Raw genomic sequence first — 15,196 nt, 5'->3', positions numbered from 1 at the left:
AGCCACACACTATGCTCCTGTCGCCTGGGCGGACGCGTATAAAATTATTGCCGGTCATCTTCATAAATTATCCTCCCCCAACGAAGCCATATTTTACACTTCGGGAAGAACCAGTAATGAAGCCGCTTTCCTGTACCAGCTCATGGTCAGGGAATATGGTACCAATAACCTGCCCGACTGTTCCAACATGTGTCATGAATCCAGCGGCGTGGCCCTGAGCGATGCGGTAGGAATAGGTAAAGGATCTGTTACCCTGGAAGATATACACCAGGCGGAAGTGCTGATTATACTGGGACAAAATCCCGGCACCAATCACCCGCGCATGCTCACCGCCTTGCAGAAAGCAAAGGCAAACGGCGCTACCATCATCTCCGTAAATCCTTTGCCCGAAACCGGTTTGCTCAATTTCCTGAACCCGCAAACGGTGAAGGGAGTGCTCAATATAAAAACACATCTTACGGATATTTTCCTGCAGGTAAAGATCAATGGAGATATGGCCCTGCTGAAAGCCTTATCCCTGTTGCTTTTGCAGGAAGAAGAACGTGCGCCCGGCACCGTGTTCGACCAGGCGTTTATCAATACAAACACACAGGGATACGATAATTATATTGCACACCTGAAAACGCAGTCGCTTTCACAGCTGATAGCAGGCAGCGGCGTGGCGCCGGAACTGGTACAGGAGGCGGCACAGGCGCTGTTTCATAAAAAGAAGATCATTGCCTGCTGGGCAATGGGACTCACCCAACATAAAAATGCAGTGGATACTATCCGTGAAGTGGTGAACCTGTTGTTGCTGAAAGGCAGCATTGGTAAACCTGGTGCAGGTACCTGTCCGGTGCGGGGGCATAGCAATGTGCAGGGCGACAGAACCATGGGGATCTATGAAAAACCTTCCGCCGCTTTCCTCGACAGGATTCAGTCGGTATACGGGTTTCAGCCACCGCGTCCGCATGGCTTCGACGTGGTAAATGCCATTAACGCCATGCACCGGGGCGATGCAAAAGTGTTTATGGCCATGGGTGGAAACTTTCTTTCCGCCACACCGGATACGCTTTATACGGCTGAAGCATTGCGGAATTGCGACCTTACCGTGCACGTATCTACGAAATTGAACCGGAGCCATGTAGTACATGGTAAAGAAGCCCTGATACTGCCCTGCCTGGGCCGCAGCGATAAAGATATACAGGAAGGCGAACAACAATTTGTGACCTGCGAAAACTCTATGGGAGTGATCCAGATGTCGAAAGGCAACCTGCAACCGGTATCTACCCACCTGAAAAGTGAGCCCGTTATTATCTGCGAACTGGCCATGGCTTTGCTGGGGGAAAACTCCCCCGTACCCTGGGCAGATTATACAAAGCATTATGATCTTATACGCAACGATATTGAAAAAGTGATCCCTGGTTTTGACAGCTACAATAAAAGGGTCAGGCACCCGGGTGGCTTTTATCTCCCTAATGGCGCACGGGAAGGGCAATTCAATACCTATAGCGGCAAAGCCAATTTCAATATTGCGGAAGTAGTAACGGCTCCACTGGCCATCGATGAATACATGATGATGACCATCCGCAGCCACGACCAGTTCAATACTACCATTTATGGGCTGGACGACCGTTACCGGGGGATATACCATGAACGGCGCGTAATACTGATGCATCCTGCGGACATTGCTGCCGCCGGTTTCCACCCCGGGGATGTGGTAGACCTGTATAATTATCACGGCAATAAAGAACGGGTAGCTTATGGCTTCATAATTGTATCCTACCATATACCGGAAAGATGTACGGCTACCTATTTCCCGGAAACCAATGTGCTGGTGCCGGTAGACAGTGTTGCTGATAAAAGCAATACGCCAACATCCAAGCTGGTGATCATCAAAATAAAATCATCGAACATAAAAAGATAACACATGCAACCCATTCTATGGCAGGCGTTATTATGGCCGGCAACCGAATACTTCACGCTGCAGGACAATGGTACCGGGAAGCTGGCTACCGGTTGTATCAACGGAGTAAGGGATCAGCAGCCATTTTCCGTACATTATAAAATAGAGATCACCGCATCCTGGCAGGTATCGTCCTTTCATATTAAACAGGAAGGGCTTACTTCCAGGGAGTTGAAACTGACATCAGACCTGCATGGGCATTGGTTCGATAAAGACAATAACCATATCGACGCATTCGACAATTGCGTGGACATCGATATTTCACTAACGCCTTTTACCAATACCCTTCCGGTAAAGCGGCTGCAGTTTGAGCAAGGGGAAAGTAAGCTGCTGGATATGCTTTATATCAACCTGCCGGAATTTGAATTGCAGAAAATGCAGCAGCGTTATACCCGCACCGGCACGCAGGAATACCTGTATGATAATGTATCCACCGACTTCACCGCGCAATTACCTTTTGATGAAAACGATATTGTTTTAGACTATCCGGGGATTTTCAGCCGGATTATTTATTGAGGATTAAAGCGGTTTCCCGCACCAGTTCCGCGAAAATATCTGCAGTGCTCCAGGCGCGTGCCTTTCCTGCTGCCTGCCCTGCCCACATATTCACAAATGAAGTATTATCCAGTTCTTTAGCCACTTTACGGATGGGTTGCGTTAGCGCGTCCTGGTAGGGATATTCACTGACAGGTAAGCCGGAGGCTTCTATTTCCGTGATCAGGGTATTACGTACCCCCCTGGCCCAGCGGCCAGATATAGCGCGGGTAAGCAGTGTATCCGTATCCGTTATATCGGCCAGCGCCGCCTTGTGCGCGGGTGTAGCCAGGCTTTCATGCGCTCTCAGGAACAGGCTCCCCATTTGCACACCCGATGCGCCCAGTATTTTGGCGGCTGCTACTCCCCTGCCATCCATAATGCCGCCGGCAGCTATAACGGGCACGCGCACACGATCTGCAATTTGCGGTACCAGGGCAAAGGTGCCTGTCTGAGGTAGCGCGCCGGGAAGGAAAGAGCCCCGGTGGCCACCCGCTTCTATGCCTTGTGCAATTACTACATCTGTTCCTGCAGCAGTAAGCGCTCCGGCTTCTTCAACCGAGGTGGCAGTACCCATGAGCAGCACCTGGTGCTGTTTCAGCAGTTCAAACCCTGCTGCATCCGGCATACCAAATGTAAAGCTCACATATTTTATACCGGCTGCCAGTATCACCGGCAGCTGATCCCTCCAGGAATGAAAAGGTACATCTTCATAATTTACCGGCGCCGCTGCCAGCCTGTTGGCTCCATACAGGAACTGCAGGAACTCCTGCATATCATCAAATGTTTTCCGGTCGTAATGTTCCGCAGGCTCATAAACGAAAAGGTTTACCGCAAACGGTTGCCGGGTTAATCCCTTCACTTCGCGGATCAGTGAAAGTACTTTATCAGGGTGTAGTCCGCCTACCGGTAAGGACCCTAGCCCGCCGCTGTTGCTCACTGCCGCCACCATGGAGGGACTGGTAATACCCAGCATAGGCGCCTGGATCAACGGATAGGTAACTCCCAGCATCCGGGTGAGCTCATTCTTCCATTCCATGACACAAAAAATTTAGTACTATAAATTTACGGAAAGCGGGCATTATTTAGCGGAAGTTCAGCACCGTAGGCGCGCGCAATGCAGAGATATCAAAACGGAAATCAACAATGGTGGTAATTTCCAGCATCAGCTTATTCATAGGCTGTGGTGCATTGGGATAATAGTACCCCGACACTTTAATGGTGTTCAGAGAGAGGTTTTCATTACGTACACGGAAGCCGCCTCCCAATCCCAGGTAAACAGGGTTCCGTAGCAGGTCATCGCTGTTGTTGGTGATCATAGAAGCCTGCAGGGAAGTAAAGAAATTAAATTTGAAGCCAAGAAATTTCAGCGGGCTGTAATACACCGTTTCTGATCCGAGGTTCAGGCGCTGAAAGCCATTGAGCTTCGTATTCTTATACCCCCAGATGCCGTATTCCATATTAATGTTGAGCGGCTTATTAAAGAACGGGTTGGGGCTGTTGAGATAGTCGATGTTCAGGAACTGGCGGAACCGCGCTTTGCGTATGTTCAGCAGCCGGCTGTAATATTCAAGCCGGGCGTGTATTACGCCGTCTTCCCACGCGTTATTAAGCCAGAAAGTACTAAGCCCGATGGTAGAGTTAAAGAGCCCCTGGTTTTTGGTGGTCCAGTATTTCTGCGCTTCGATGCCGGTGTAGATCCGGCGCCGGTCTTTCCAGCTTTCCCAGCCGCTGGTGGCGCTGATATTATATCCAAGCGGGATATCCTCTGTACGGCCGAATCCGAAGAAATAATGGGCTTTAAAATAATCGATGCGGTAAGCCTGCAGCTCTAACAGGTACAGGCGGTGATTATTGTACACGGGGTCGTCTTTATATCGCAGCTGGTCCGGCTTTCGCTGGAACGACAGGTTGTAGTGCCTGGCCAGCACCGCGAAGTTGGGCTTTTTACCGATGGTGCCATCGTGTTTATAATGATTGATGAAGTTATAGCCGATCCATCCGTCGATGACAGAATAAGTGTAATCCCGGTAAATGCTGTCGCCCAGCTCCGGTAAGGCTCCCCTGATATTGATAGACCAATTCTTTGACAAGGCAAAACCGCCTACGAGTTTTGCGGCATTGCGGTAAAGGGGCCTGTTGAAGTTGATGAATACGGCGCCTTCAAAAGCGTTGGTATCCAGCTGGGCGTAATTATTCAGGGTGGTGTAGCCCAGGCTCATATCTATAAAAGAGCCCAGGAGGTTATATTTCGTATACCGTACTTCGGTGTTCCAGGTAGGGGAATAATCGGATCGCCACTGCATGCCTACTTTCAGGCCTTGCCCGGCGCCAAAGAGGTCGTTGTTGGAAACGCTGGCCCTGATATCCTTTGCGCTGAACTGGGAAACATCTACGCCGTATTCAAAGAGGTCTTTTGTTACTACTTCCACATCGAGAGAATCGCTGCCGGCATTCTTTACATAAATACGCGCATCCTGGATAAAGGGCCTGTTACGCAGGTAACGTTCGTTGTCGGCCATCTCAAAAGGCTCCAGTCGCTGGTTTTCCCGGAAGAACAGGGATTGCCGGATCACCCACTCCCTGGAATCATAGTGCAAACGGTTGGCCAGGTGGATGAGTTTCATGCTGGTAGTGAAAGTGGTATCATTGATGTTGCGGGGACCAAATACTTTTACCTTCCTGTAGTAGATATTTCTGATCACTTTGCCCGCAAAGGGGGTAAAATATGCCTCACTTTTGATGATGGTGCTGTCGTTATCGTTGGAATGTACCGGTTCATCCTGTTTGGTGATACGTTTTATGAGCGACTGCCGGTATTCTTTATTGCGAATGGAATCCCGGTACTCTCCTATTTTTTTGAAGAGGCCACTGCTTTTGTGGGGAATAGTATCTGCTGCACGCGGAAACTGCTGGCCTTCTGCATGAAGGAAAGCAGGACTATGCAGGCCAATAAGCCAGCATAGGACAGTTAGTGTAGGCCATATTTTGAAATAATTCCTCAATTCTAGCAGCAGGTAACAATTATATCGAAAAAAAATGAAATAGTAACAACTGCAATTATTGTACTTACCGGAATGATAATTGTGTAAAATTGAACGGATTACCTGGAGTAAGTGTTACAGATATTATTTGTTCACCTTAAAGTTTTAGTTATGTTACGCTGGGCACTCATATTTTTTATCGTCGCCATTATCGCAGCAGTATTTGGTTTCGGGGGCATTGCCGCCGGAGCAGCATCTATCGCCAAGATCCTTTTTTATATCTTCCTGGTGTTATTTGCTATTTCCTTATTATCAGGATTGCTGCGGAAATAGGCGGTGGACCGCCTCCGGCGGTTGTAAATTGTCTTGGAGCCGGATTACGCTGATTATACTGATTTCATTGATTTGATTAATTTGGATTTTGAAGGATTTGTTTTGAAGGATTGAGGAAGATATAAAGGGATACCCGCATATACCACCTTCATCTTTTAAAATCAGTTATAAAATCCAAAAAAATTATTCAGGGTAATCATTATAATCAGCGTAATCCTGAGTCAGACAAAATCCGCGAAAACTACTTCATGATGCTGGTTTCCCAGCCATCATATTCGGCGTTCACCTGCTGGGCCAGTTCCCAGAGGCTCATGACCACACTGTCGATAGAAGCCTCGCTGGCTTTATCGGAGCGGGAGATGCATAATTTATAGGGGAATTCAGGGTTATCTGTTTTTTCTTCTCTTGCTAAAGCAAAACCATTTTCCTTGATATGTTCCCAATAAGCAATTTTATCTTCTTCCGTTCTGAAATGGATCCAGTGCTCTATGATACGCTCCTTCTCTGAAGCATCGCCATGCTGGCGGAGCATACGGAGTACTTTCCTGTTTTGTATCCGCTGAAACTCGTATACATCCGGAAAGAGAAAATCAAAATATAATTCCCAGTTATTATCTTCCTTTACCCCGTAATCGTAACGGTAATCAGGAAAATTCACCATTGCATCCGCAATGAATTTATCATGCAGCAGCGTGGTGCCTGAATAAAAGTAAAAATCGCGTACGCCATTGGAAAAAGTGCGGCCTACAAAATGCGCATCCAGTTTGGTTTGCAGTTGCTCCACCAGGCTATCCTCAATTTCACCCATGATGGCAAATTCATCGTTCTGCGGGAATCCGTCTTCACGTGGATTGTTAAGATACACTGTTATATATATGGCATTCGGCTTTTCCTTCAATGGCGCAAATCGTCTCAGATCAAGGTCAAGGCCTATTACTGCTGGACTTTCTTCAATATGGCACGTATAAATATCCCAGTCCGGTCGGTAATCCTTATGCATATAAAAAAATTAAAATAACGCAACAGCGAGCTGTAAAGATACGTTGCTCTGTAATACAATGGAAACGATAAACTTGTATTGACCTCTTTTTTATCCACAAAATTTAACGTATGCTATCCGTTGGCCTCCACCTCGTTATACCGCTTATAAAACGAGGCTTAACACTAATTAACACTTGAGGCGATTTTTCTGCATATTCCTGTAATCGTCTGCCACAAAGAATTCTGCAGGATTCTGTAGTGGAAACAGCGGACTGTAAAGGGTTCCAACCAACCTTTCATCCTAAAAACAAGTAATTCTTCGTTCATAAAAGGTAATTTTACAGGGCTATAAATTGTTGGAAGCTATTATGGGAAAAATTGTATCGTTAATTACAGGCTGGCTGTTATTATTTTGTATTCGTGCTGTGGCGCAACAACCGGAAGGCAGAGCTGCCTCCGCCAGCACAGGCGTCATTTACGGCAAACTGCTGGATGCACAAACCGGTAAACCTATTGAGTACGCATCTGTAGCTTTGCTGCGCCCGGATTCTTCCGTACAAACGGGGATGCTCTCTAAAACCAACGGGGACTTTCGTTTCGAAAATATTCCGCTCAATAAATATACCCTGAAAATTAACTTTATCGGCTACGAAACTATTTATAAACCGGCAGCTTTGTCGGCCCAATCAGGTACTGTAGACGTTGGTAATATTAAGCTCAGGGCCAATGTAAAATCGCTGGCAGCTGTAAACGTGGTGGGAGAAAAACCAGCCTTTACCATGGCCATCGATAAGCGGGTGTTTAATGTAGAGAAGAACCTGGCAAGCATTGGCGGTACAGCTACCGATGTGCTGAAACAGGTGCCTTCCGTAAATGTAGACATCGATGGGAATGTAACGGTGCGTAATGGCGCCCCTACTATTTTTATTGATGGCCGCCCTTCTACCCTCACACTGGACCAGATCCCGGCAGACGCTATCCAGAATATTGAAGTAGTTACCAATCCCTCCGCCAAATACGATGCGGAAGGCATGAGCGGGATCCTGAATATTGTGCTGAAGAAAAATAAGAAAGCAGGTATCAACGGTTCGGTAAACGCCGGCGTTACCACCCTGGGCAGCACCAACGGCGGTATAGATTTTAACCTCCGCCAGGAAAAGTTCAATTTCTTTCTTAACTATAATTTCCGTAACCGGCAATCACCTATGACCAGCCGCCTGTTCCGCAAGAATCTTGGCGCCGATACTACTACGTATACCGAGCAACTGGAAGACGGCGACTTTTACCGGAAGTTCCAGACCGGGCGTATCGGGTTCGATTGGTTCATTGATAACCGGAATACCATCACCGTATCAGAGAATATTACCGGGGGGAACTTTAACCGGTATAGTAACCAAACGGTGAATGAGCTGGATGATCACCAGCAGAAGGTACGTTACGGTAACGGGGTTAATAATACATTGAACGGGTTCCGCAATTATACTACGCAGCTGGGCTACAAGCACACGTTTGCAAAGGAAGGAGAAGAACTGACAGCGGATTTCACCTATAACTATGCTACAGGAGATAACAGTTCTGATTACTCCCTGCAGTATTTCAATCTTTCCGGTGAGCCGATATATGATCCTAAAAAGCCGGAACTGCGCTATGGCAGCGGAGAAGGGACTACTAAATACATGACCGCCCAGATCGATTATGTGAAGCCGCTGACAGAAAAATCCAAGATTGAAATGGGGTTGCGCAGCAATACCCGTAAGTTCGACAACTTCACCAATACCTATGGGCAGAACTATCCCTCCGGCGATTTTACACTGGACACAGCACTGTCTAACAGCTATCACTACCAGGAACAGATCAATGCGGGTTATGTAAGCTATACCGGCGCGAAGGATAATTTCGGCTACCAGGTGGGCCTGCGTGCGGAGCAATCGAATTATGATGGTGAAACAAGACTGGGGCAAAAATCTTCCTATAAGATCAGTTACCCTATCAGCCTGTTCCCCAGCATTTTCCTGTCGCAGAAGTTCAAGGGCGATCATGAGCTGCAGCTGAACTACAGCCGTCGTATCCGCCGGCCCTGGTTTCGTGACCTGCTGCCTAATATCGACTACAGCGGTCAGACTGCCAGCACCGGTAACCCCGAGCTGAAACCGGAGTTTACCAATTCCTTTGAATTATCTTACCTGAAAGACATTGCACATAAGCATAACCTGCTGGTATCTGTATACTATCGCAACACCAATAATGCGATCACTGATTTTTATGTAGATACCACCCTGAACCTGAATGGGCAGGATCAGCATGTATTGCTTTCCTATCCTATCAATGCCAGTACACGGAATTCCTATGGAGCGGAGCTTACGCTGAGAAGCCAGCTGACAAAAATATGGGACCTGACCACCAACGTCAACATTGCCCAAACAAAGATTGACGCTACCAGTGATGGCAACAATCTTTCCAACCAGGGCTTTACCTGGTTTGGTAAACTAAACAGCAACACGAAGCTGCCCTGGAACCTCTCGCTGCAGGTAAGTGCCGAGTATGAATCCAGGCAGATCATGCCGCAGGGCGAAAGAGAGCCTAAATGGTCGGCCGATGCGGCCATTAAGAAGGACCTGCTGAAAAATAAGGCACTGTCTATTTCTCTTGGCATCAACGATATCTTCAATACAGACCGCAACCTTGCTTATACCAGTACCAGTTTTTCCGAGCAGGAAAATTACCGCAAACGCGCTACCCGGGAGTTAAGGCTCAACGCCACCTGGCGCTTTGGTAAAATGGACACGCATCTCTTTAAAAGAAAGAATAACAAGTCTAAAGAAAACGACAACGGAGAAATGGGCGGAGGCGATAATTTTTAATTCGTATTTTGTTGTTGTAAACAACACTTATGGATTCTATTTATCACACTATCACCCTTCGGTTCCTTGCGGAGCCATCGGACGTAAATTTTGGCGGGAAAGTACATGGCGGCTCTGTTATGAAATGGATTGACCAGGCAGGTTACACCTGTGCGGCCAACTGGAGCGGACAATATGCAGTAACGGTATATGTGGGAGGTATCCGTTTTTTCAAACCCATTTCCATCGGCGACCTGGTGGAAATTCATGCTACGATCATTTACACCGGTAATACCAGCATGCATATCTCTATTGATGTATTCGCAGGAAATCCGCGCCAGCAGCAGAAAACAAAAACCACTCACTGCGTAATGGTGTTTGCCGCAGTGGATGATCACGGCAAAACAGTACCGGTTCCCAAATGGACGCCTCAAACCGCCAGCGAAATAAGCATGGAAGGCTACGCCAAGAAGCTCATGGATTTGCGGAAGGATATTGACGAGGAGATGCGGCCGTATATGTAAGCCTGTTATCGCCTTCGGCGATGTATGCGGGTTTTGTCTGACTCAGGATTAAACTGATTACGCTGATTACGCTGATTTGATTTTGTAATGATTTTAAAGAGATTCGGGGAGATTTAAGCGGATATTTTCGCATAAATCTCCCCGAATCATTTTAAATCCAAAGTAATCAAATCAGCGTAATCAGCGTAATCAGTTTAATCCTGAGTCAGACAAAACCCGCTTAGCTCGCGAATTGCATATCGCTCAGGGTGCGGTATAAGCCGCCGTCCAGTTCAATCAGTTCGTTGTGGGTGCCTTCTTCTACGATGCGGCCTTTGTCGAGCACAATGATTTTATCAGCCTGGCGCACGGTGGCCAGGCGGTGTGCGATAACGATGGAGGTGCGTCCTTCCATGAGTTTATCCAGGGCGTCCTGCACCAGTTTTTCGGATTCGGAATCCAGTGCGGAAGTGGCTTCATCCAGGATAAGGATACGCGGATTTTTCAGTACGGCCCGGGCAATGGCAATACGTTGGCGTTGCCCTCCGGAGAGCTGTATGCCCCGTTCTCCTACTACGGTTTGCAGGCCTAACGGGAACCGCTGTATGAATTCCCAGGCATTGGCTTTTTTTGCGGCTTCCTCCATTTCTTCCGGTGTGGCGCCGGGCTTGCCATAGGCGATGTTTTCAGCGATAGTGCCGCCGAACAGGAATACATCCTGTGGTACTACGGCCATCTGTGAGCGAAGCTCTGATAAGGGAAAGGCGGTGCTTTCCTTGCCATCGAACAGGATGCTGCCGCTCACAGGATCGTACAGGCGTAACAGTAAGGAAACGATGGTGCTTTTCCCCGCGCCGCTGGGGCCTACCAGCGCTACTTTCTGATCAGCATACACATCAAAGGAAACATCGTTCATGATGGTAAGATCGGGACGGGATGGATAATGGAATGAAATATGGCGGAAACTGATCTGCCCGTCCAGCTGGTTTTCCGGGGCGATGGTTGTTACCGGGCTGATATCTTCCGCCGGTTCATCCAGTATTTCCAGCAGGTGCTCCGTAGCGCCTATGCTTTTCTGCAGATTCGTATATACTTCTGCGAGGCCGGCAATAGATCCGCCGATGAACAGGGAGTACAATACAAACGAAAGGAGATCTGCCGTAGGCATGCCTATAGATACGCCTCTCCAGATAACTGCTACCAGGGCGCCAAAGATGCCCATAATAATAAAGGAGGAAAAGGCGCCGCGGAATTTCCCGCTCTTCATACCTAATCTTGCTGCTTCATTGGTGCGCTGCCGGTAACGCGCTATTTCAAAAAACTCGTTGGCAAAAGCTTTTACATTCAATACGCCCTGCAGGGTTTCTTCCACCACGGTATTGGAGGCAGCTACCTGCTCCTGTACCTGTTTTGAAAAGCGGCGGATAAATTTCCCGAACACCACGGCCACCACCATCATCAGTGGCAAAATAGCCAGCATAAAGAGGGTCAGGTGCGGAGAAGTAACCAGCAGGATCACCACGCCTCCGATAATGATGATCATCTGCCGGATAAACTCGGCCAGGGTGGTGGTAAATGTTTCCTGCAGCAGGGATATATCTGATGAAATACGGCTGCTGAGCTCTCCCACTCTCCTCTCCAGGAAAAACTTCATAGGCAGCCGGATCAGGTGGCTGTAAATAGTTTGGCGCAGTGTGGCCAGTGTTTTTTCTGTTACATTAACAAATAGCACAATGCGAAAGAAAGAAAAAATCGCCTGTGCCACCAACACGGCTACAAGTAGCACGCCGGCTTTGTTCATGCCATTGAAAAGAAGGTCATTGCTTTTCGGGTCTACCAGGTTGCCGAGTAATTTAGGAAAGGCAAGTCCGGCTAAACTTGAAACCAGGAGAAAAATAAGACCCAGGGAAAATTGGGGCCAGTAGGGCTTTACATAACGGAACAGGCGGAATGTTTTTTTTAATGCGGCCACCTTTATTGGTTGTTTGGGCGCCGGGGTTGTGGTGTCGTTTTGCATTCGGATATTATCTTTATTAATAGAGGTAGACGAAAGGTATCCAAATATATTGCAAAAGCGGGATAAAATTTATAATGCCTCCGGAGTTGCTTTTCACTGTATGAAAAACAAATTCGGAGGCATTATGTTACAGCTAAGGTCTGTTTTTAGAGGAGTCCTGGGTGCCAGTCCCAAAGCGGGATGAATCTTCACCCGGGTTAATAGCGCCCGGAGGCATCTGTGCAGCAGGTACAGTATCCTGCTGGATCATACCAGCTGTATCCGTTGTATTTACTGTTGAGTCGGTTCCGGACCTGTTGCCGTTTCCGCATGCTGCAAGCATCAATACCGATGCTCCTGCCAGCATGAGCATGTGTGTTACTTTCATATACCGGATGTTTAAGGGTGAGGTAATACGTTTCTCAGTTGATAGGGTGCCTTCCTTAAACAGGCGTACTGCTTATATTTTTGTTGAATCCGGTTTGGTTTTGGTGGTGTCTACCGGTATAACACTGGTACTATCTACTGCAGGCATAGACACAGCGGCGGAATCGGCCTCGCGGCTGGCTTCTTTGGAACTGTTACAGGCAAAAAGAAAGATGCTCAGAATGCCGGTCAGACAGAGTACAACGCATGATTTATAGATGAATGGTGCCATGGGTAATTATTTTATAGTGATAGATTACATTCGTAACAGGCATTAAAGCAAACAGTTCAATATCCCTTACTTTTTTATTAAAGGAAGAATTGTGCCAACGCTTACATTTGTAGCTATATATTTTCAGATAATGAAACATGTATTACAGATCATAGAAGAAGACCAGGTACTGAAAGTACTGATAGCGTTGCTGATGGGAGTATTGCTGGGCCTTGAAAGGGAATATAAGCGAAAGGCGGCCGGTATGCGTACCATGACCCTGATATGTATGAGCAGCACTGTGTTCACTATTCTTTCCGCGGAGCTGGGATATCCCAATTCTGCAGATCGTGTTGCCTCCAACATCCTTACAGGTGTGGGTTTCATTGGCGCCGGCGTTATTTTTAAGGGCGATTATTCCATTGATGGAATTACCACGGCCGCCTCTATCTGGATTGCAGCGGCCATAGGCATGGCTATAGGCATGAGCCAGTACTGGCTGGCGGCTACTGCCCTTGCAAGCACGCTCGTGGTGTTGATTTTACTGGAGTTTGTGGAAAGACGGATCTCCCAGGTAAATGATAAACGGCTCTACACAATTTATTTTTATGAAGAAAAATTTCCACATATAGATGTTGAAAATATCCTACAGGAGTTTCAGCTGAAGTATAAGAAGATGATGATAGTGAGAAAGGAGAATATCATAGAGGTAAACTATACCGTACGCGGCGCCCGCAACAGGATGGAGCAGCTGGACAATTTTTTGCTCACCAATAGCAGTATCTTCCAGTATGAGGTGCAGGCTAACCCATCGTAGAATAATTTCAAACAAATCAACATGCCATCATATGCAGATCTGCCTTTACACTACGGCCAGGTTCCGCCCTGGCTGGCAAAGCGAATGAGCCTGTTGGGCGGCGCTATTGTAGAGGCTATTGTGACCGATTACGGTAAAGGAGAAGTGATTAAAAGACTCAGTGACCCCTGCTGGTTCCAGGCCCTGGGTTGTGTGCTGGGCATGGACTGGCACTCCTCGGGCATTACTACCAGCGTAATGGGCGCTCTTAAAAAAGCCATTAATCCCCGTTCCGCTGAGCTGGGTATTTATATATGCGGAGGCAAAGGACGTTATAGCAAACAAACACCGGCGGAACTAACTGCCATTGCGCATAAAACCGGTTTACCCGGCGATCAGCTGGTATACAGCAGCAAACTCACCGCTAAAGTAGATAACACCGCGGTGCAGGATGGTTTCCAGCTTTACCTGCACTCTTTTATTTTATCTGATGAAGGGGAATGGGCGGTGGTGCAACAGGGCATGAATGATGCCAGTAGTATGGCCAGGCGCTATCACTGGCATTCGTCTGCATTTCAATCATACACTGAGGCGCCTCATACTTTTATTTACGGCCGTAACCAGGGCCGCATCCTGAACCTCACTGATCTGCAGGCCGGCGGTACCAAAACAGCGATCCTTCAGCTTACAAAAGAAAAACCTGCGCACCTGCTGCCGGAAATACGTAACCTGGTAATGCCCTCCCACCATGATGTGAGAGCGGAGAACGTGAACCTGAAAAGGCTGGGCAGTGTGCTGGCGCTGGCGCACGATACCAATCCTGCCGATTTTGAAACCCTGCTGATGCTGGAAGGCGTAGGCCCCAGAACGCTGCAGTCGCTTACCCTCGTGAGCGAGGTGATTCACGGCACTCCCTCCCGCTTTGAAGATCCTGCCCGGTTTTCGTTTGCCCATGGAGGTAAGGACGGTCATCCCTTCCCGGTGCCCACAAGGATCTATGATGAAACCATTCATACACTGAAAGAGGCGCTGCATAAAGCAAAGATCGGTGAGTCGGATAAGAAGGATGCCATCAGGAAGTTATCGGCGCTCTCACAGCAGATTGAAAAAGATTTTGAGCCCAACACCAACTTTGATAAAGTAATAGAGCAGGAACGCCGCGATTCATGGCAGTATGGCGGCAGAACCGTTTTCGGGAAAGCCGTAAAGCCGGCGGACCCAAAAAGCGGCGACCAGCTATCCCTTTTTTAAGCAGCATATAAATAACGGCATCCATGATTAACTATAATGAGCTCACTGTTCCACAGGCAACCATCATTCAAAAGGAATTAAAAGACACCGTAAAGATAACACCATACAACGGCCCGCTCAACTATATAGCCGGCGCCGATATTTCTTTCAATAAATTCAGTACCACCGTATATGCCGGTATCGTAGTAATGGAATTCCCTTCCATGAAGCCGGTGGGTTACAGCCTTGTAAAAAAAGAAGTATTGTTCCCTTATGTTCCCGGTTTCCTCGCCTTCCGGGAAGTGCCTGCATTGCTGGATGCCTGGGCACAGTTACCGCTGAAACCGGACATCCTGGTAGTAGATGGACATGGCATTGCACACCCGCGCCGTATGGGCATTGCCAGTCATTTTGGAG

At 47.8% G+C, this 15,196-nt stretch carries 14 protein-coding genes; 8 read left to right on the top strand and 6 right to left on the bottom strand.

Annotated elements, in window-relative coordinates; genetic code table 11:
• Both VIM72_RS03705 and VIM72_RS03700 read left to right on the top strand, forming a co-directional pair.
• A partial coding sequence (locus VIM72_RS03705) for an FdhF/YdeP family oxidoreductase (RefSeq protein ID WP_332001522.1) occupies window positions 1–1,906 on the top strand: 1,906 nt, incomplete at its 5' end.
• 3 nt (window positions 1,907–1,909) lie between these two features.
• Window positions 1,910–2,461 (top strand): putative glycolipid-binding domain-containing protein, encoded by a 552-nt coding sequence (locus VIM72_RS03700; protein ID WP_332001521.1) that lies wholly within the window; start codon window positions 1,910–1,912, stop codon window positions 2,459–2,461.
• Here the strand turns inward: VIM72_RS03700 and VIM72_RS03695 are convergent.
• Together VIM72_RS03695 and VIM72_RS03690 are read right to left on the bottom strand one after the other, a co-directional pair.
• Window positions 2,451–3,518 carry a nitronate monooxygenase gene (locus VIM72_RS03695; protein ID WP_332001520.1) on the bottom strand — a complete coding sequence of 356 codons (1,068 nt, stop codon included), beginning with the start codon at window positions 3,516–3,518 and terminating at the stop codon, window positions 2,451–2,453. The two genes, VIM72_RS03700 and VIM72_RS03695, sit on opposite strands and share 11 nt — an antisense overlap.
• Before the next feature lie 46 nt (window positions 3,519–3,564).
• Complete coding sequence (locus VIM72_RS03690) at window positions 3,565–5,484, bottom strand: hypothetical protein (RefSeq protein ID WP_332001519.1); 1,920 nt, start codon at window positions 5,482–5,484, stop codon at window positions 3,565–3,567.
• A gap of 150 nt (window positions 5,485–5,634) precedes the next feature.
• Here VIM72_RS03690 and VIM72_RS03685 point away from each other — a divergent pair, with 150 nt between their 5' ends.
• Window positions 5,635–5,796, top strand: coding sequence for a DUF1328 domain-containing protein (locus VIM72_RS03685; protein ID WP_325637605.1), 162 nt, complete (start codon window positions 5,635–5,637; stop codon window positions 5,794–5,796).
• 241 nt (window positions 5,797–6,037) lie between these two features.
• Here the strand turns inward: VIM72_RS03685 and VIM72_RS03680 are convergent, their stop codons facing one another.
• Window positions 6,038–6,796: a DUF695 domain-containing protein gene (locus tag VIM72_RS03680; RefSeq protein WP_332001518.1), complete on the bottom strand. Its 759-nt coding sequence runs from the start codon at window positions 6,794–6,796 to the stop codon at window positions 6,038–6,040.
• Window positions 6,797–7,145: 349 nt separating this feature from the next.
• On the opposite strand from VIM72_RS03680, the gene VIM72_RS03675 reads away from it, so the two are divergent.
• Both VIM72_RS03675 and VIM72_RS03670 read left to right on the top strand, forming a co-directional pair.
• Window positions 7,146–9,638, top strand: coding sequence for an outer membrane beta-barrel family protein (locus tag VIM72_RS03675; protein WP_332001517.1), 2,493 nt, complete (start codon window positions 7,146–7,148; stop codon window positions 9,636–9,638).
• A 29-nt stretch (window positions 9,639–9,667) separates the two neighbouring features.
• A complete protein-coding gene (locus tag VIM72_RS03670; RefSeq protein WP_142687047.1) occupies window positions 9,668–10,141 on the top strand; it encodes an acyl-CoA thioesterase in 474 nt (157 codons plus the stop codon).
• Between the two features lie 220 nt (window positions 10,142–10,361).
• On the opposite strand, the gene VIM72_RS03665 is transcribed toward VIM72_RS03670, so the two are convergent.
• From VIM72_RS03665 to VIM72_RS03655, 3 genes are all read right to left on the bottom strand, one after another.
• Window positions 10,362–12,137 (bottom strand): ABC transporter ATP-binding protein, encoded by a 1,776-nt coding sequence (locus tag VIM72_RS03665; protein ID WP_332001516.1) that lies wholly within the window; start codon window positions 12,135–12,137, stop codon window positions 10,362–10,364.
• Between the two features lie 133 nt (window positions 12,138–12,270).
• Window positions 12,271–12,504: a hypothetical protein gene (locus VIM72_RS03660; protein WP_332001515.1), complete on the bottom strand. Its 234-nt coding sequence runs from the start codon at window positions 12,502–12,504 to the stop codon at window positions 12,271–12,273.
• 72 nt (window positions 12,505–12,576) lie between these two features.
• A complete protein-coding gene (locus tag VIM72_RS03655) occupies window positions 12,577–12,774 on the bottom strand; it encodes a hypothetical protein (RefSeq protein ID WP_332001514.1) in 198 nt (65 codons plus the stop codon).
• A gap of 130 nt (window positions 12,775–12,904) precedes the next feature.
• Between VIM72_RS03655 and VIM72_RS03650 the strand changes: the two genes are divergently transcribed.
• From VIM72_RS03650 to VIM72_RS03640, 3 genes are all read left to right on the top strand, one after another.
• A complete protein-coding gene (locus VIM72_RS03650; RefSeq protein ID WP_332001513.1) occupies window positions 12,905–13,570 on the top strand; it encodes an MgtC/SapB family protein in 666 nt (221 codons plus the stop codon).
• Window positions 13,571–13,591: 21 nt separating this feature from the next.
• Complete coding sequence (locus VIM72_RS03645; RefSeq protein WP_332001512.1) at window positions 13,592–14,800, top strand: DUF763 domain-containing protein; 1,209 nt, start codon at window positions 13,592–13,594, stop codon at window positions 14,798–14,800.
• 23 nt (window positions 14,801–14,823) lie between these two features.
• Window positions 14,824–15,196, top strand: a 373-nt coding sequence (locus VIM72_RS03640; protein WP_332001511.1) for an endonuclease V, incomplete at its 3' end; no start/stop codon positions are given.

It is taken from the genome of Chitinophaga sp. (assembly GCF_036569185.1).
Classification (GTDB): domain Bacteria; phylum Bacteroidota; class Bacteroidia; order Chitinophagales; family Chitinophagaceae; genus Chitinophaga.
This window is presented reverse-complemented; position numbering and strand designations above follow the sequence as displayed.

Excerpts from the sequence above, each read along its gene's own strand:
- VIM72_RS03700 (WP_332001521.1), top strand. The coding sequence starts at position 1,910 with ATGCAACCCATTCTATGGCAGGCGTTATTATGGCCGGCAACCGAATAC.
- VIM72_RS03695 (WP_332001520.1), bottom strand. The coding sequence starts at position 3,518 with ATGGAATGGAAGAATGAGCTCACCCGGATGCTGGGAGTTACCTATCCG.
- VIM72_RS03685 (WP_325637605.1), top strand. The coding sequence starts at position 5,635 with ATGTTACGCTGGGCACTCATATTTTTTATCGTCGCCATTATCGCAGCA.
- VIM72_RS03680 (WP_332001518.1), bottom strand. The coding sequence starts at position 6,796 with ATGCATAAGGATTACCGACCGGACTGGGATATTTATACGTGCCATATT.
- VIM72_RS03675 (WP_332001517.1), top strand. The coding sequence starts at position 7,146 with ATGGGAAAAATTGTATCGTTAATTACAGGCTGGCTGTTATTATTTTGT.
- VIM72_RS03670 (WP_142687047.1), top strand. The coding sequence starts at position 9,668 with ATGGATTCTATTTATCACACTATCACCCTTCGGTTCCTTGCGGAGCCA.
- VIM72_RS03665 (WP_332001516.1), bottom strand. The coding sequence starts at position 12,137 with ATGCAAAACGACACCACAACCCCGGCGCCCAAACAACCAATAAAGGTG.
- VIM72_RS03660 (WP_332001515.1), bottom strand. The coding sequence starts at position 12,504 with ATGAAAGTAACACACATGCTCATGCTGGCAGGAGCATCGGTATTGATG.
- VIM72_RS03655 (WP_332001514.1), bottom strand. The coding sequence starts at position 12,774 with ATGGCACCATTCATCTATAAATCATGCGTTGTACTCTGTCTGACCGGC.
- VIM72_RS03650 (WP_332001513.1), top strand. The coding sequence starts at position 12,905 with ATGAAACATGTATTACAGATCATAGAAGAAGACCAGGTACTGAAAGTA.
- VIM72_RS03645 (WP_332001512.1), top strand. The coding sequence starts at position 13,592 with ATGCCATCATATGCAGATCTGCCTTTACACTACGGCCAGGTTCCGCCC.